We start from the raw sequence: 18,117 nt of genomic DNA on the forward strand, positions 1-18,117 counted from the left end.
AAAAATCTGCACCTCAATTGTTGGTTTGTTGAGTCCAACTTTTGGGGTGCAGATCATTTTTAACCGCACTTTTGCTCTTTCGTATTATTCGTCCGAATCATCTAAATCTAAGGGCTCTTGCGAAAGTATAATGCCTGTCAGATCTGCGTAAATATAATCTTCTGGGAAAAAGGTGACACCACCAAAATTCACTGGAACATCACTCTCACCAGCGCTGCTCTCATCTGCACTGACTGGAATTGGCGCAAGGGCATGAATACCAATATCGAGGTTTTCTAATTGCTGAATTTGGCGTACTGCACCATATACAATAATTCCCTCCCAACCATTATCAACGGCAAGTTGAGCCAATTCTGCATCAATCAAACCACGGCGTACCGCACCACCGCCATCAACGACAAGCACTCGACCTTCGCCGTTTTCTTCTAATACTTCAGCAATTAATCCATTACTTTCAAAGCATTTTACCGTAGTGACTTTACCATAAAAATTACTTACGCCACCAAAGCTTGAAAAAATTGGCTCCACGACATCCACTTGTTCTGCATAAAGATCGCAAAGTTCTGAAGTATCAATAAACATAACTTTCCCCTATAGATTGTTGAAATTTTGTTTGCTTTAGTATATGCCGATTTAGCCGATAAGCAAGCCTAAACTAAACAAGATATTGATTAATAACGAAATCATAGACATTTGAGCCAACATTGGACGCAATTCACTTGGCTGCTGACTACGATAAACAAAAATCGCGTGTTTAGCTAACAATGGCATTGCCAATACAAATAAATAATTTGTCCAAGAAATGGCCGTTACCACCGCAAATGCTAAATAACATAGGGCCGCCAAACTTAATAAAATACAATGATAAACACGCCCTTTATATGCACCTAAACGAACGGCTAGGGTATTTTTGCCAGCTTTTGCATCCTGTTCAATATCGCGTAAATTATTGATATTTAATACCGCACTTGCCAATAAGCCAGAACCCATAGCAGGCAAAATAATGTGGCTATCAATACTGTGAGTTTGCAAATAATAAGTGCCGCCAACTCCAAGCAAACCAAAAAATACCAATACGGAAATATCGCCCAATCCCATATAGCCATAAGGTTTTGCGCCAACCGTATAAGTAATGGCTGCAACAATAGCTAAAATGCCAAGCCCTGCGAAAGCGAATAAATCGGAGAGGTTTTCATAAGCGATACCAATCAAAAAGCTTCCTGAAAGAAAACTTGCCACCACCATTAGAATTAATCCCCATTTCAGTTCTTTTGCTGAAATTGCGCCTTTTTGAATGCCACGTAATGGTCCAATACGTTCTTCAGTATCTGAACCTTTTTTATGATCCCCATAATCATTGGCAAAATTAGAAAGCACCTGTAATAAAATTGTCGTAAGTAAACAAAGTGCCATTACAAGCCCATTAAAACCTTGTGGATTCGCCCAATAACCTAATGCTGAACCTGTAAAAATCGATGCCAACGCTAAGGGCAAAGTTTTTGGTCGAGCCGTTTCCCACCACATTTTCAATTTTTCATTTGTCATTTTTTTTGACCGCACTTTTGATTACAATAGGTCGCGTATTCTACACTAAGACACCCAATTTATGAATGATTTAACCTTATCGCCTATCGCCATTATCCACACGCCTTATAAAGAAAAATTCTCCGTACCACGCCAACCTAATTTAGTTGAAGACGGAGTAGGCATTGTAGAACTCTTACCGCCGTATAATTCTCCTGAAGCTGTGAGAGGATTGGAACAATTCAGTCATCTTTGGTTAATTTTTCAGTTCGACCAAATCCAACAAGGAAAATGGCAACCCACCGTACGTCCTCCGCGGTTAGGCGGCAATCAACGAGTTGGCGTGTTTGCTTCACGCGCAACGCACCGCCCGAATCCTCTCGGTTTATCCAAAGTCGAATTACGTCAAGTAGAATGTATCAACGGTAACGTTTTTCTCCATTTAGGTGCGGTAGATTTAGTGGATGGCACGCCGATTTTCGATATCAAACCCTATATTGCCTATGCGGATAGTGAGCCAAATGCGCAATCGAGCTTTGCCCAAGAAAAACCACCAGTAAAACTGACTGTTGAATTTACCGAGCAAGCTAAAAGTGCGGTAAAAAAACGAGAAGAAAAACGACCGCACTTAAGTCGTTTCATTCGCCAAGTGCTAGAGCAAGATCCGCGCCCAGCCTATCAACAAGGTAAACCGAGTGATCGTATTTATGGAACGAGTTTGTACGAATTTAATGTGAAATGGCGAATTAAAGAGGGTACGCTTGATTGCGTAGAAGTAATTGAAATAGAAAAAGACAAATAGATGGAATATATCAATAAGGTAGGTAATCCCTGCCTTAGTTAATTTAAATGTCTTATTTTAGGAAAAATTGCCCTTTAGTTAATTTATAGATTGTCATTAAAACCAATAAGCCAATCATTACATTTGAGAAAACAAAGACAAAAATAGACACGCCTTGTAAAACATCACTGTAATAAAAAACAGTTGCGCTATTTGCCATAGAAGCTAATCCGAATGAAAATCCCCATAAACCAACGTTAAGCCCTTTTTCTATAACCCAAGGGAATAATCGCAATAAGAAAAATAATTGCAAAAACCCATATCCCCAAAGAATTTTAGCTAAAGTATCTACTTCGCCGTGATTGAGCGATAAATAAGCAGATACACACACAAACGCAGGTGCTAAAACAATCCCCATTGTGGCCCTAAATTGTGGCTCAAGAGATGAAATACGTAAATGTTGTAATAATACAGGTTCAAAAATAATCCAAGCAATCATTCCTGCGCCAAAGAATAAATGGCCTAAATCATGATAGCCAAGTAATGCTAGTGAACTTGCACTGGTGAAATTTGCAGCTACCGCAGGCAAATAAAACGGAGGACGAGTAGATTTTTGTTCAAATACACCACCTTGCCATAATTCACTGACACGTAATGTTGAGAAAAGCAATTGACCAATCGTTCCAATCCAAATCATCACTTCAGCAATTAAAGGGTTCCAACGATAAATAATATCGCCCACTAACATGGTTGTAATAGGAATCAACGCAATAAAGGAAAAACGAACTGGGCAATGATACTCTGCTCGAACTTCCTCAAAGTAATAACGAAGTTTATACGCATACATTAAAATGAATAAAATCCAGACCGCACTTGCTACAATGCCGAGAACATCACTGACCATTCGCACAGCAGGAAATAAGTTTTCTAAATGAAGCCAAGCTAAAGATAAGGCTGCCAAACCAAGAGGAATACCGAAATATCCCGTTGGAATAGGGAAAGGTTTAGTTGTATTCATAATATGATCCTTATTTTGAAAAAATCTGAGCAAAGTATAACATAACTACCAACAACAGACTTTTCTAAAAATCTCAAATTTTTGTGAAATTTCTATAAAGAAACAAACTTATTGTTATGGAATAAAGCGTCTACCAATTTTCATACAAATAAAAAACCCGAACTTTCATTCGGGTTTTCTTATGTAGGAATTAATTATTCCGCATCATCTGCCATGTTAAGCATTTCAGCTAAGTTTGCACTCGCATCATCTGCAGTCATGACAAATTCATCAGCGATAGCAGCTTCATCTTCTTCAGATAATTTCGCTACAACATCATCAACTAAACGATGTTTATGACGATTTTGATGATACGCAAAACCTGTACCCGCAGGGATTAATCGACCTACGATTACGTTTTCTTTCAAGCCACGTAATTCATCACGTTTACCTGCCACTGCTGCTTCGGTAAGAACACGAGTAGTTTCTTGGAACGATGCAGCAGAAATGAAAGATTCAGTCGCAAGTGACGCTTTAGTAATACCCAATAATTCGCGTTCAAATTCAACTGGCGGTTTACCTTCTGCTTCACGTTGACGGTTAACGATTTTCACGCGAGCCACTTCGACTTGTTCCCCTTCAAGGAATTCGGAATCATAGGCTTTCGTTACAATCGCTTTACGCAACATTTGGCGAACAATCACTTCGATATGTTTATCGTTGATTTTTACCCCTTGTAAGCGGTAAACATCTTGTACTTCGTTCACGATGTACTCGGTAACTGCACGCACGCCACGTAAACGTAAAATATCATGTGGTGTTTCAGCACCATCAGAAATTACGTCACCACGTTGTACCATTTCACCTTCAAACACGTTGAGCTGACGCCATTTTGGAATCATTTCTTCGTAAGTTTCGCCTTCCGCAGGAGTAATTAATAAACGGCGTTTACCTTTGGTTTCTTTACCGAAAGATACGATACCAGAAATTTCAGCCAAGATAGCAGGCTCTTTTGGTTTGCGTGCTTCAAATAAATCTGCAACGCGCGGTAGACCACCGGTAATATCTTTAGTACCCACAGATTCTTGCGGAATACGTGCTAATGGTTCACCCACTTTTACTGCTGCGCCATCGTCTAAACTTACGATTGCTTTACCCGGTAAGAAATACTGCGCAAGAACATCAGTTTCAGGTAAGAAAATATCGTTGCCATTTGCATCAACTAATTTAATAGTTGGACGTAAATCTTTACCCGCAGTCGCACGTTCACCCACATCTTGAACGACGATTGATGATAAACCTGTTAATTCATCGGTTTGACGCGTTACAGTTAAGCCATCAATAATATCAACGAATTTCACAAAACCAGATACTTCAGAGACAACTGGCATTGTATGTGGATCCCAATTTGCGATAGTTTCACCTGCTGTTACATCTTGGCCGTCACCTTTGCTTAACACCGCACCGTAAGGCACTTTATAGTGTTCTTTAGTACGACCAAATGCATCGGTAATAGTTAATTCAGTATTACGAGAAGTTAATACTAATTTACCTTCATCATTAGTAACGAATTTCGCATTCATTAAGTGTAATGTACCAGTGTTTTTAACTTGTACACTCGATTCTTTTGCTGCCGCAGATGCCGCACCACCGATATGGAACGTACGCATGGTTAACTGTGTACCCGGCTCACCGATAGATTGGGCAGCGATAACACCTACTGCTTCACCTTGGTTGATGAGGTGACCACGAGCTAAGTCACGACCATAACATTTCGCACATACACCAAAATCAGTATCACAAGTTACAACAGAACGTACTTTTACGCTGTCTACAGAGTTTGCATCCAACACATCACAGAGTTTTTCATCTAATAACGTGTTACGAGGAATTAATACTTCTTCTGTACCTGGTTTTAAAATATCTTCTGCCGCTACACGACCTAACACTAATTCACGAAGTGGAACTTTTTCATCACCACCTTCGATTAATGGGGTCATGACTAAGCCTTCGTGCGTACCACAGTCATCTTCTACGATCACTAAGTCTTGTGCTACGTCAACTAAACGACGAGTTAAGTAACCTGAGTTCGCTGTTTTTAATGCGGTATCCGCCAAACCTTTACGCGCACCGTGAGTTGAAATAAAGTACTGTAATACGTTCAAACCTTCACGGAAGTTTGCTGTAATTGGGGTTTCAATGATCGAACCATCTGGACGAGCCATCAAACCACGCATACCTGCTAACTGACGAATCTGCGCTGCAGAACCACGCGCACCAGAATCAGCCATCATAAAGATACTGTTAAAGGACGCTTGCTTTTCAGGATTACCTTCTCGGTTGATGACTTCTTCTTGAGATAGGTTTTCCATCATCGCTTTCGCTACGCGCTCATTCGCTGCAGCCCAAATATCGATTACTTTATTATAGCGTTCGCCAGCAGTCACAAGACCTGATTGGAATTGCTCTTGGATCTCAGCCACTTCTTCTTCCGCTGCAGAAATAATTTCATATTTCTTCGCTGGAATTTCCATATCATCAATACCAACTGATGAACCAGAACGTGCCGCATACGCAAAACCGGTATACATAATTTGGTCAGCAAACATTACCGCTTCTTTTAAACCTAAACGACGATATGCTTCGTTAATCAGTTTAGAAATAGCTTTTTTACCTAATGTTTGGTTAAACAATGAATAAGGCATTCCTTTTGGTGCAATCATCCATAAAATCGCACGACCGATAGTTGTATCAGTAAGCGTTGTTTTCGCATCAAATTCGCCCGCTTCATTTTTCACATATTCAGTAATACGTACTTTAACGCGAGAATGTAATTCTGCTTCACCTGTACGATATGCTTTTTCAGCTTCGCGAGGATCTTGCAATAACATACCTTCGCCTTTACCGTTCACTTTTTCGCGGGTCATATAATAAAGACCTAATACCACGTCTTGTGATGGAACGATAATTGGATCACCGTTTGCTGGTGAAAGCACATTGTTAGTGGACATCATCAACGCACGCGCTTCTAATTGAGCTTCAAGCGTTAATGGAACGTGTACCGCCATTTGGTCACCATCGAAGTCTGCGTTGAACGCCGCACAAACGAGTGGGTGTAATTGAATCGCTTTACCTTCGATTAAGATCGGTTCAAACGCTTGGATACCCAAACGGTGAAGTGTTGGCGCACGGTTCAATAGAATTGGATGCTCACGAATAACTTCTGCAAGAATATCCCAAACGATCGCATCTTCACGCTCAACCATTTTCTTAGCTGCTTTGATTGTCGTAGCATAACCACGGCTTTCTAATTTAGCGTAGATAAACGGACGGAATAATTCCAAGGCCATTTTCTTCGGCAAACCACATTGGTGTAAGTGCAAGTATGGACCTACAGTGATTACAGAACGGCCTGAATAGTCAACACGTTTACCTAATAAGTTTTGACGGAAACGACCTTGTTTACCTTTAATCATGTCCGCTAATGATTTTAATGGACGACGGTTAGAACCCGTAATCGCACGACCGCGGCGACCATTATCTAATAACGCATCAACAGATTCTTGTAACATACGTTTTTCGTTACGCACAATAATATCTGGCGCAATTAAATCTAATAAACGTTTTAAACGGTTGTTACGGTTGATCACACGACGATATAAATCGTTCAGATCTGAAGTCGCAAAACGACCACCATCAAGCGGTACTAATGGACGTAAATCTGGTGGAAGAACTGGTAATACAGTCATCACCATCCACTCTGGTTTATTACCAGATTGAACAAATGCTTCTAATAATTTTAAGCGTTTAGTGATTTTTTTACGTTTAGTTTCAGAGTTAGTTTCTTGTAATTCTTCACGTAATTTTTCACATTCAACTTCAAGATCCATGCCTTTTAAGAGATCTTGAATCGCTTCAGCACCCATTTTCGCTTCGAATTCATCTTGCCAACGATCTTCAGCGTCAAGGTATTGTTCTTCTGTTAATAATTGACCACGCTCTAAATCAGTCATACCTGGCTCGGTCACGATGTACATTTCAAAGTAAAGTACACGTTCGATATCGCGCAATGGCATATCTAAAAGTAAACCAATACGAGATGGCAATGATTTTAAGAACCAAATATGTGCAACTGGCGATGCAAGTTCAATGTGGCCCATACGTTCACGTCGAACTTTAGTTTGAGTAACTTCAACACCACATTTTTCACAAATCACACCACGGTGTTTTAAACGTTTATATTTACCACATAAACATTCGTAATCTTTTACAGGCCCGAAGATACGCGCACAGAAAAGACCATCACGTTCAGGTTTGAACGTACGGTAGTTAATGGTTTCAGGTTTCTTCACTTCACCAAATGACCAAGAACGGATCATATCTGGGGAAGCTAACCCAATTTTAATCACATCAAAATCTTCACTGGTTTTTGATTGTGCTTTTAAAAACTTAACTAAGTCTTTCACAAATGTTCTCCTGTCGGAGTTAAAGGTTTAAAGTGCGGTTAAAAATTTCAATGTTTTTTCACCGCACTTCGGCGATTTTTATTTCGTAAGGTGAGTGAATCAGAAATTTTTCACTCCCCTACTGATTACTCTTCGTCTAACTCGATATTTAAACCAAGTGAGCGGATTTCTTTCATAATTACATTGAAAGATTCCGGTGTGCCTGGGTCCATGTGTTGGTTACCACTTACGATGTTTTTATACATCTTCGTGCGACCATTCACATCATCAGATTTCACCGTTAACATTTCTTGTAAGGTGTAAGCTGCACCGTATGCTTCAAGTGCCCATACCTCCATCTCACCGAAACGCTGACCACCAAATTGCGCTTTACCACCCAATGGCTGTTGTGTAACAAGGCTATAAGAACCTGTTGAACGAGCGTGCATTTTATCATCAACTAAGTGGTTCAATTTGAGCATGTACATATAACCCACGGTTACTGGACGTTCAAATTTCTCGCCAGTACGGCCATCGTAAAGGGTAATTTGACCTGAAGTTGGTAATCCACCAAGTTTTAATAGCTCTTTGATTTCCGCTTCGTCTGCACCATCGAACACTGGCGTTGCAACTGGTAAGCCCTTACGTAAATTTCCCGCTAAACGCAATACTTCTTCATCAGTGAAGGTGCTTAAATCCACTTTTTGTGAACCATTACCTAAGTCATACGCTTTTTGGATATAACCACGTAATTTTTCCACTTCTTGTTTTTGTTTAAGCATTGTATTGATTTGATCACCAATACCTTTTGCTGCTAAACCTAAATGAGTTTCAAGGATCTGACCGATGTTCATACGAGACGGTACGCCCAATGGGTTTAATACGATCTCAACTGGTTGGCCATTCTCATCGTATGGCATATCTTCAACTGGGTTAATTTTCGAGATAACACCTTTGTTACCATGACGACCCGCCATTTTATCACCCGGTTGGATTTGACGTTTCACCGCGAGATAAACTTTAACCACTTTTAACACGCCCGGTGCAAGATCATCACCTTTGATGATTTTCTTACGTTTCACTTCAAGTTTATGTTCAAACTCTTTACGAAGTTCTTCGTATTGCTCTGCAAGCTGTTCTAATTGATTTTGTTTTTCTTCATCTGCAATGGTTTGTTCTAACCATTTAGTACGATCTAATTTATCTAATTGCGCTGCATCAACACCACTAGAAATAAGAAGATGACGAACACGAGCAAATAAGCCAGCTTCTAAAATCTCTAACTCTTCAGTTAAATCCTTTTTCGCTTCACGAAGTTGCATTTCTTCGATTTCTAATGCACGTTTATCTTTTTCTACGCCATCACGAGTGAAGACTTGAACATCAATAACCGTACCTGATGTACCGTTTGGCACACGTAATGAAGAATCTTTAACATCAGAAGCTTTTTCACCAAAGATTGCACGTAAAAGTTTTTCTTCTGGGGTTAATTGAGTTTCACCTTTAGGCGTTACTTTACCTACTAAGATGTCACCACCTTTAACCTCTGCACCAACATAAACAATACCAGATTCATCAAGTTTGCTTAGCGCTGACTCACCTACGTTTGGAATATCTGCAGTAATTTCTTCTGCACCTAACTTGGTATCACGCGCAACACAAGATAATTCTTGAATATGGATGGTAGTGAAACGGTCTTGTTGAACAACACGTTCAGAAACTAACATTGAGTCTTCGAAGTTATAGCCGTTCCAAGGCATGAATGCCACGCGAATATTTTGACCTAATGCAAGCTCACCTAAATCAGTAGAAGGACCATCTGCTAATACTTCACCACGATTGATTGGATCGCCTAAATTCACACAAGGAATTTGGTTAATACAAGTATTTTGGTTAGAACGGGTATATTTGATTAAGTTATAAATATCAATACCAGCTTCACCTGCAATGGTTTCATCTTCATTTACTTTAATGACGATACGAGAAGCATCGACGTACTGAACTGTACCACCGCGTTTTGCAACAACTGCAACACCTGAGTCAAGTGCGATTGGTTTTTCCATACCTGTACCAACTAATGGTTTGTCAGCACGTAATGTTGGAACTGCTTGACGTTGCATGTTCGCACCCATCAACGCACGGTTCGCATCGTCATGCTCAAGGAATGGAATTAATGCAGCCGCAACAGATACCACTTGTTGTGTCGAAACGTCCATATAGTGAATATCTTCAGGTTTGTATAAACCTGATTCACCACGTTCACCACGCGCAGTAACAAAGGCATCAGTAAAGCGGTTATTTTCGTCTAAATTTGAGTTTGCCTGTGCAATGATATAGTTTGCTTCATCAATTGCAGATAGGTATTCAATTTCTTCAGTAACTTGGCCATCAACCACTTTACGATATGGTGTTTCTAAGAAACCATAATCATTAGTACGTGCAAAAGCAGAAAGTGAGTTGATCAAACCGATGTTTGGACCTTCAGGGGTTTCAATCGGACATAAACGACCATAGTGGGTATTATGTACGTCACGCACTTCAAAGCCTGCGCGCTCACGAGTTAAACCGCCTGGACCTAATGCAGAAATACGACGTTTGTGTGTCACTTCTGATAATGGGTTGTTTTGGTCCATAAATTGCGAAAGTTGTGAAGAACCAAAGAATTCTTTCACCGCTGCAGAAATTGGTTTTGGATTAATTAAGTCTTGCGGTGTGATTGCATCTAAATCACCTAAAGATAAGCGTTCTTTGACCGCTCTTTCAACACGCACTAAACCGATACGGAATTGGTTTTCAGCCATTTCGCCCACGCTACGGATACGACGGTTACCTAAGTGGTCAATATCATCTACTTCGCCGCGACCATTACGGATGTCGATTAATTTACGCATTACCTCAATAATATCTTCATTGCTTAAAGTGCCTGAACCTTCACCTTCTGCGATCGCTAAAGAACGATTGAATTTCATACGACCGACAGCAGATAAATCATAACGCTCTGCAGAGAAGAATAAATTATTGAATAACGCTTCTGAAGATTCTGGTGTTGGCGGCTCGCCCGGACGCATCATACGATAAATTTCGTAAAGCGCACTAGTTTTATCATAAGTAGGATCAACACGTAGCGTTTCAGAAATATATGGGCCATAATCTAAATCGTTAGTAAATAGAGTTTCGATCGTGGTGTAACCAGCTTGTGCTAATTTTGCGAGGGTTTCTAACGAAATTTCGCCATTTGCAGGACAAATAATTTCGCCAGACTCTAAATCAACATAATCTTTAGATGCAACTTTACCTAAAATATATTCAGAAGGCACAACCACTTGTGAGATATTATCTTTTTCTAATGCTTTAATATGACGTGCGGTAATACGACGACCACGTTCAACATAAACTTTACCATTTGCTTCAATATCAAAAGAAGCTGTTTCACCACGTAAACGTTCTGGCACTAAAGTCATTAACAATTTATCGCCAGCGATTTCAAAGGTAATTTTATCAAAGAATAGATTTAAGATTTCTTCAGTGGTGTAACCTAATGCACGAAGAATGATTGTTGCCGGTAATTTACGGCGACGGTCAATACGTGCAAATAAGTTATCTTTTGGATCAAATTCAAAATCCAACCAAGAACCACGGTAAGGAATGATGCGTGCGTTATAAAGCACTTTACCTGAAGAATGGGTTTTACCTTTGTCAGAATCGAAGAATACGCCTGGGCTACGGTGTAATTGTGAAACAATAACACGCTCGGTACCATTAATTACGAAAGTACCGTTATCAGTCATTAATGGGATTTCGCCCATATAAACTTCATTTTCTTTAATATCTTTAACTGCGCGTGAAGAAGATTCTTTATCGTAGCTCACTAAACGTAATTTTACACGTAAGCCTGCTGCATAAGTTGATCCACGAATTTGGCACTCACGTACATCAAACTCTGGTTCTTCTAAACGATAATCTACATATTGTAATTCTGTATAGCCATTATTGCTTACAATAGGGAATACAGAACGGAATGCCGCTTCTAAACCTTGCTGACCTTCAGGATCTTTTTGAATAAATTTATCAAAAGAATCCAACTGAATGGTTAATAAATAAGGAACATTTAAAACTTGCGGACGTTTACCGAAATCTTTACGAATTCGTTTTTTTTCAGAATAGGAGTAACCCATTGGTTTTCCTCTGCTAACTGTTCAGTGACCTAGCCACAAACTAACTGTGACGTGAATGACCGTTAAAATGACCGCACTCTGAACCTTACTTCTGTAGTGGGGTGACAACTCAAATTACATAGGACGACAACTTGAGCAAAACAACGACAAATAACGGTGAATTTGCCATTGTATGGATGTGCTTTCTATCAAAAACACAGTTAAATTAAACAATAAAAGGTCAAAATTGATTAAAAATCAATCTAAACCTTTGCTAATTTTAAGGCGGTAAATTCTAAATGAAGATAGCGTTTTCGTCAAGTTGAAAAATTATGTAGAAATTTTATGAAATAAAAAAACCGCACTTTCAAAAAGTGCGGTTTAAAATCTATCAATTCTTTAAATTATAAAGAAGCTTGATCAACAGCAACACCTGCCCCCATAGTGGTAGAGATGCTTACTTTCTTGATAAAGATACCTTTAGCTGTAGTTGGTTTTGCTTTGTTTAAAGCTACCAATAATGCTTGAAGATTTTCTTTTAATTGAACTTCAGAGAAGTTTGCTTTACCGATAGTGGTGTGGATGATACCGTTTTTATCATTACGATAACGGATCTGACCAGATTTAGCATTTTTAACTGCTTCAGCAACATTTGGAGTTACAGTACCAACTTTAGGGTTTGGCATTAAACCACGTGGGCCTAATACTTGACCTAATTGACCAACAACACGCATTGCATCAGGAGAAGCGATAACAACATCAAAGTTCATTTCGCCTTTTTTGATTTGCTCTGCTAAATCTTCCATACCAACTAAATCAGCACCAGCTTCTTTAGCTGCATCTGCGTTAGCACCTTGAGTGAACACAGCTACGCGTACTTCACGACCAGTACCGTGTGGTAATACAGTTGCACCACGAACGTTTTGATCTGATTTACGAGGATCGATACCTAAGTTTACTGCAACATCAACACTTTCAACGAATTTAGCCGTTGCAAATTGTTTTAATACCGCGATCGCTTCGTTGATTTCGTATGCTTTAGTAGAATCTACGCCAGCTTTGATTGCTTTCATTTTTTTAGTCAATTTAGCCATCGTATTATTCCTCCACCACTAAGCCCATTGAACGAGCAGTACCAGCGATTGATTTCATTTTGGTTTCGATAGTCGCACCAGTCATATCTGCTGCTTTAGTTTCAGCGATTTGACGAACTTGATCTAAAGTTACTTTACCCACTTTATCTTTGTTCGGTTTACCAGAACCAGATTTGATACCTGCAGCTTTTTTCAATAATACTGCTGCTGGTGGAGTTTTAGTGACGAAAGTAAATGAACGGTCTGCATATACAGTGATAACAACTGGAATTGGTAAACCTTTTTCTAAACTCTCAGTACGAGCGTTGAATGCTTTACAGAATTCCATGATGTTCACACCTTGCTGACCTAATGCAGGACCAACTGGTGGTGATGGGTTTGCCATACCCGCTGCAACTTGCAACTTAACATAGGCTTGGACTTTTTTTGCCATTTTAGTTTTCCTCTAATTGGGTAATAACGCTATTAAATAGCTCCCCGATAATTTTCAGTGCAACATCATTGCACCACACAAAAATATGAGCCGCGAACGGCTCACAATGGGCTCGGATTATATAAAAAGTGCGGTTGTTTTTCAAGCACTTCTTAAATCCGCTATAAGAAATTATTGCGCATCACCAATTAATACGGAATCTAACGCAATTTCAATCATATCATTGAATGTTAATTGACGTTCTTCTGCCGTGGTTTGTTCGTGAGTACGAATATGATCAGACACGGTACAAATCGTTAAGGCTTTCGCACCATATTCTGCAGCCACACCATAAATACCTGCAGCTTCCATTTCCACGCCTAAGATGCCGTATTTTTCCATTACATCGAACATTTCTACATCAGGTGTATAGAATAAATCCGCCGAGAATAAGTTACCGACACGAACGGCTTTGCCTTTTGCTTTTGCAGCTTGAACAGCAGCTTGCGCCATATCGAAGTCAGCAATAGCTGCAAAGTCGTTATCTTTAAAACGAATACGGTTCACTTTTGAATCGGTACATGCACCTAAACCGATAATCACATCACGTACTTTTACGTCCATACGAACAGCACCACAAGAACCTACACGGATGATTTTTTTCACGCCATATTCAGTGATTAATTCTTTCGCGTAAATAGAGCAAGATGGGATCCCCATTCCGTGTCCCATAATAGAAATTTTACGACCTTTGTAAGTTCCAGTAAAACCAAGCATATTACGAACATTCGTCACTTCGACAACATCTTGTAAAAAGGTTTCTGCAATGTATTTTGCACGAAGTGGATCGCCAGGCATTAAAACAACATCAGCAAATGCACCTTCAGGCGCGTTAATATGTGGAGTCATAATTTTTCCTTATTTTTAACAATGAATAAAATGAATAAAGTGCGGTCATTTTTACCGCACTTTTTAATTGATTAAGATAAATTAAAGTGCTGCAGCACCTAAGCCGATAAATAAACCAGCAATAGTTGCACTCATTAAGTTAGCGAGAGTACCAGCAATAACGGCTTTGATACCTAAACGAGCAACATCACTACGACGGCTTGGTGCCATACCACCTAAACCACCAATTAAGATTGCAATTGAGCTGAAGTTAGCAAAACCACAAAGTGCGAAAGTAATAATTGCTTTGGTTTTTTCAGTTAATACAATCGCAGAATCTGGTTGTAAGTATTTTGCAAATTCAAGATAACCCACAAATTCATTAACCGCTAATTTCATACCGATCATTTGTCCTGCGATACCTGCTTCAGCACCATCTGTTACACCGATTAAGTATGCTAATGGTTTGAAAATTAAACCAAAGATAGATTGTAACGTTAAGTCGCCATAGCCAAACCAGCCACCAACGCCACTTAAAATACCATTAATTAATGCAATTAAACCAACAAATGCGATTAACATTGCACCTACGTTTAATGCAAGTTGCATACCTGCACTCGCACCGCCCGCCATTGCTTCAAGTACGTTAGTTGGTTTTTCTGAATCATTGTCTTCTGGTTGTTTATCTGTGAATTGTTCAGTTTGTGGGAACATTAATTTCGCAAATAATAAACCTGCTGGCGCTGCCATAAATGATGCTGCGATTAAGTATGTCAATGGCACGCCCATTCCTGCGTAACCCGCCATTACTGAACCCGCGATAGAGGCTGTTCCACCTACCATAATGGCAAATAATTCAGATTGGGTCATATTTTTAATGTAAGGACGAACAACTAGTGGTGCTTCAGTTTGACCAACGAAAATATTCGCCGCCGCAGACATTGATTCTGCTTTTGACGTACCCAATGCTTTTTGTAATGCACCACCTAATACTTTAATCACGACTTGCATAATGCCAAGATAGTAAAGTACAGAAATCAATCCAGAGAAGAACACAATAATCGGTAATACTTTCACTGCAAAAATGAAACCTGATGGTTTACTTGGATCTGCTAATCCGCCGAACACGAAATTAATCCCGTCATTACCGTAGGCAATAACGTTAGATACCATATCTGCAGCGGCACCCAACGCTTGTTTACCTGCAGGCACATATAAAATAAGGGCGGCAAATCCTACTTGGATTGCTAACGCCCCCACAACAGTTCGAATACTAATCGCTTTACGATTATTGGAAAGTAACACGGCAATAGCGATTAATACGACCATTCCCAAAATGCTGCTTAACACACTCATTTGATTCCCCTAGATTAGTTAAGTTAATAAAATTCGGCTTATTCTACTTGTTTTCTTATGAAAAGTCGGCGAATTTTCACCGCACTTTTTGTAAACGACTACAAAATAGTCAAAACCTTGTTAATTCCACATTGACGTGCATAAGCAGCTAACGCATTTGCTTCCTCTGCACTTGGAATATGCACTGATAACCCTGCTTCATCACGCGCACCTTTGCTATGCACACGGATAATTTTTAATGCCACGTCAGGATAATTTCGTAGTAGTTGAGCGACCTTGCTCACTAAATGTTCCGCATCAAAAAAATGCTTTAAAAAAACCAACCGCACTTCTTCCACTTTATTTAATGGCAATAAGGTAGCTAAATTTTGCAAATTCCGCTCCAGTTTATCATTTTTGATATGTAAACGTTCTGGTATCACTTGCTGTGGCACAATGCCAGCTTGATTTTTCGGATCGAAACAAAGTGTTTGCAAGCCAATACCCTCGCCTTTTAAATCAAATAAAAATTTGTCAGTAACATCGATTAACGAACGAATACGATCAAATTCAAAAAAACCACTACTATCCAAATAACAGGTTAATCCTTGCGAACGTAAAGCCTCAAATAGCGGGACGAGTTTTTTATGATGGATAGTCGGTTCACCGCCTGAAATTGTTACGCCGCGAATAAATGGAACCGCCTCCATAACCTGTTCATACAAATACTGCAAACTAACCAATTTCGCATTTTCCGTATAACGAGGAATAGTTTCTGGATTATGGCAATACAAGCAATTTAACTTACAACCTTGCAGAAAAATACTCGAACGATTGCCTTGCCCCTCTACATTTGAAAAAGGAATAATCCGATGCAACGGCACAAAAATCTCAGAAAGTGCGGTCATTTTTCCAATTATTTTTCAGCAGTGACATCTTTTTCATCGCGTAACTGGCGATCAAACACGTTGGCACATTCATCCGTACCCGAGCCATACCAGGTTGTATCGCGTAATGCGACTTCGCCTTTACGGTATTTTTCAACTTCGCTTTTCTTCACTAGATAACCTGTAACACGAATTAAATCTGTATTTTTCAAATAGGTAGTAATGTAGCGATAGCCTAAAGAGAATGCACCATCAATAATATCCACCACCGCATCGCAGTGATCTACATAAGTTTGATCAAAGGCGAATAAATCCCCTGTACCAGATGGGAAATATTTATGGAACGGTGCAGACTGTTTCAAATGTGTAAGTAACGTTGGTTCTTCGCCTACACGAATACGGTGAGCCGGTGCGTTACGTTTGTCTTCTTCGTGGTTACTTGCACCGACTTGCGCATGTAATAAATAACGATTGCCTGTGCGTTCTGCATAAACCCCTTCATGTGCATCGGTGATTTCTTTAAGTTTATCCATAATTGCTGTCGCAATTTCATCACCACGAGCACTCTTACCAAAGGTTTCATTTAAGCCTTCACATTGCAATAAGTGGTTTGCTGCATCTGCCAAGCCCACAATTGCGAACATCCCCGTAAAATTAGTGCGTTTGATAAAGCCTTCTTTTTCAAGGAATGAACTGTTAAAGAAATTACTTTCTTCCACTACAAACTTATGGCGTTTATCCATGGTTGAAAGAGCACATTTCGCCACACGTGGTAATAATTCGTTCACCATTTCATCCGCACTTTTACACGCGCGCGCAATCGTCCCTAGACGTAAACGTGTTAATGTGTAAGCGCCGCCACATTCGGGAAGTGCGTTATAGCAACTTGCTACGCCATATTCTTCACCTAGATCAGAAATATAGTAAGCATCGTTCGCAAAAGATGGTTTAGAAACTAATAAACAGGCTTTTGCTGCAAGTTCAGCAAACTCACGGCTCGTTTTGGATTTATCATAACGAATGGTCATATTCGGTGTTGGCGCTTCAAGCTCAATCACCGCGCGTAAAATCAAGCGACCCGCTTTCGTATCATAAGGCCCAATATTGGCATGACAGAATGAATCAGGCACAGTTTTGTCGATATGATTTAAGAAACGTTTAATTTTGATGTAGTCTTTTTCTTCATCAGTAATGAAAGGTTCGAGCAACACATCAAGACGGCCAACATAAACAGGATAAGTTGTAATAGATGGCACGTGAGAGTAAAGAATCAATAATCCGTCAAGTGCTTCATCTAGATCTTTTGGTGGCGGCAATTCTAAAAATTCGCAGCCTTTTTGGATATACACATTGTAATCAGGCAGGATATAACGAGGGCGATAAATCGCGTAACCTTCACATAAATCACAGATCATCTGATTCTGTAAAAAGCCCCATTCTTCATCGGTATAGCCAAGCAAATCACGAGGATCAAATAAACGCTCGGCAATATTGCCTAATGTCATTAATTTTTGATGATAAGTCAGATTATTGGCTTTAACCGTATCGAGAATATCTTGAAGTGAAGCTAACATAATGTCCCCCTTTAAAAATGGTTTTG

The 18,117-nt window shown here is 39.7% G+C and carries 12 protein-coding genes; 1 reads left to right on the forward strand and 11 read right to left on the reverse strand.

Features of this window, described 5'->3' with window-relative positions; all coding sequences use genetic code 11:
- Positions 1-84: 84 nt before the first annotated feature.
- Both rraA and menA read right to left on the reverse strand, forming a co-directional pair.
- Positions 85-582, reverse strand: a complete 498-nt coding sequence (rraA, locus tag ABW51_RS06790; protein WP_053466115.1) for a ribonuclease E activity regulator RraA — start codon at positions 580-582, stop codon at positions 85-87.
- A 51-nt stretch (positions 583-633) separates the two neighbouring features.
- Positions 634-1,545: a 1,4-dihydroxy-2-naphthoate octaprenyltransferase gene (gene menA, locus ABW51_RS06795; RefSeq protein ID WP_053466116.1), complete on the reverse strand. Its 912-nt coding sequence runs from the start codon at positions 1,543-1,545 to the stop codon at positions 634-636.
- A 61-nt stretch (positions 1,546-1,606) separates the two neighbouring features.
- On the opposite strand from menA, the gene tsaA reads away from it, so the two are divergent.
- Positions 1,607-2,326: a tRNA (N6-threonylcarbamoyladenosine(37)-N6)-methyltransferase TrmO gene (tsaA, locus tag ABW51_RS06800; RefSeq protein WP_053466117.1), complete on the forward strand. Its 720-nt coding sequence runs from the start codon at positions 1,607-1,609 to the stop codon at positions 2,324-2,326.
- A 52-nt stretch (positions 2,327-2,378) separates the two neighbouring features.
- Here tsaA and tehA read toward each other — a convergent pair whose 3' ends face one another.
- The 9 genes from tehA to ABW51_RS06845 form a co-directional block, all read right to left on the reverse strand.
- Positions 2,379-3,323, reverse strand: a complete 945-nt coding sequence (gene tehA / locus ABW51_RS06805; RefSeq protein ID WP_053466118.1) for a dicarboxylate transporter/tellurite-resistance protein TehA — start codon at positions 3,321-3,323, stop codon at positions 2,379-2,381.
- A 194-nt stretch (positions 3,324-3,517) separates the two neighbouring features.
- Positions 3,518-7,768 (reverse strand): DNA-directed RNA polymerase subunit beta', encoded by a 4,251-nt coding sequence (rpoC, locus tag ABW51_RS06810; protein WP_053466119.1) that lies wholly within the window; start codon positions 7,766-7,768, stop codon positions 3,518-3,520.
- Between the two features lie 125 nt (positions 7,769-7,893).
- Positions 7,894-11,922, reverse strand: a complete 4,029-nt coding sequence (rpoB, locus tag ABW51_RS06815; protein ID WP_053466120.1) for a DNA-directed RNA polymerase subunit beta — start codon at positions 11,920-11,922, stop codon at positions 7,894-7,896.
- A gap of 383 nt (positions 11,923-12,305) precedes the next feature.
- On the reverse strand, positions 12,306-12,995 hold the full coding sequence (gene rplA, locus ABW51_RS06820) for a 50S ribosomal protein L1 (RefSeq protein ID WP_005687003.1): 690 nt from the start codon (positions 12,993-12,995) through the stop codon (positions 12,306-12,308).
- 4 nt (positions 12,996-12,999) lie between these two features.
- Positions 13,000-13,428 carry a 50S ribosomal protein L11 gene (gene rplK, locus ABW51_RS06825; protein WP_005630840.1) on the reverse strand — a complete coding sequence of 143 codons (429 nt, stop codon included), beginning with the start codon at positions 13,426-13,428 and terminating at the stop codon, positions 13,000-13,002.
- A 171-nt stretch (positions 13,429-13,599) separates the two neighbouring features.
- Positions 13,600-14,316 carry a purine-nucleoside phosphorylase gene (gene deoD / locus ABW51_RS06830; protein WP_005658023.1) on the reverse strand — a complete coding sequence of 239 codons (717 nt, stop codon included), beginning with the start codon at positions 14,314-14,316 and terminating at the stop codon, positions 13,600-13,602.
- 81 nt (positions 14,317-14,397) lie between these two features.
- The gene (locus ABW51_RS06835; RefSeq protein ID WP_005649475.1) at positions 14,398-15,651 is read right to left on the reverse strand and encodes a NupC/NupG family nucleoside CNT transporter; all 1,254 of its coding nucleotides are present in this window, start codon (positions 15,649-15,651) and stop codon (positions 14,398-14,400) included.
- 98 nt (positions 15,652-15,749) lie between these two features.
- Positions 15,750-16,538 carry a 4Fe-4S cluster-binding domain-containing protein gene (locus tag ABW51_RS06840; RefSeq protein WP_053466121.1) on the reverse strand — a complete coding sequence of 263 codons (789 nt, stop codon included), beginning with the start codon at positions 16,536-16,538 and terminating at the stop codon, positions 15,750-15,752.
- Positions 16,539-16,546: 8 nt separating this feature from the next.
- Complete coding sequence (locus ABW51_RS06845) at positions 16,547-18,091, reverse strand: YjjI family glycine radical enzyme (RefSeq protein WP_053466122.1); 1,545 nt, start codon at positions 18,089-18,091, stop codon at positions 16,547-16,549.
- Positions 18,092-18,117: the final 26 nt, after the last annotated feature.

Origin of the sequence: Haemophilus sp. C1, from assembly GCF_001276515.1 — a bacterium.
GTDB lineage: Bacteria > Pseudomonadota > Gammaproteobacteria > Enterobacterales > Pasteurellaceae > Haemophilus.

Bases quoted from the DNA above. Each gene is read 5' to 3' on its own strand.
- rraA (WP_053466115.1), bottom strand. From the start codon at position 582: ATGTTTATTGATACTTCAGAACTTTGCGATCTTTATGCAGAACAAGTG.
- menA (WP_053466116.1), bottom strand. From the start codon at position 1,545: ATGACAAATGAAAAATTGAAAATGTGGTGGGAAACGGCTCGACCAAAA.
- tsaA (WP_053466117.1), top strand. From the start codon at position 1,607: ATGAATGATTTAACCTTATCGCCTATCGCCATTATCCACACGCCTTAT.
- tehA (WP_053466118.1), bottom strand. From the start codon at position 3,323: ATGAATACAACTAAACCTTTCCCTATTCCAACGGGATATTTCGGTATT.
- rpoB (WP_053466120.1), bottom strand. From the start codon at position 11,922: ATGGGTTACTCCTATTCTGAAAAAAAACGAATTCGTAAAGATTTCGGT.
- rplA (WP_005687003.1), bottom strand. From the start codon at position 12,995: ATGGCTAAATTGACTAAAAAAATGAAAGCAATCAAAGCTGGCGTAGAT.
- rplK (WP_005630840.1), bottom strand. From the start codon at position 13,428: ATGGCAAAAAAAGTCCAAGCCTATGTTAAGTTGCAAGTTGCAGCGGGT.
- deoD (WP_005658023.1), bottom strand. From the start codon at position 14,316: ATGACTCCACATATTAACGCGCCTGAAGGTGCATTTGCTGATGTTGTT.
- ABW51_RS06835 (WP_005649475.1), bottom strand. From the start codon at position 15,651: ATGAGTGTGTTAAGCAGCATTTTGGGAATGGTCGTATTAATCGCTATT.
- ABW51_RS06840 (WP_053466121.1), bottom strand. From the start codon at position 16,538: ATGACCGCACTTTCTGAGATTTTTGTGCCGTTGCATCGGATTATTCCT.
- ABW51_RS06845 (WP_053466122.1), bottom strand. From the start codon at position 18,091: ATGTTAGCTTCACTTCAAGATATTCTCGATACGGTTAAAGCCAATAAT.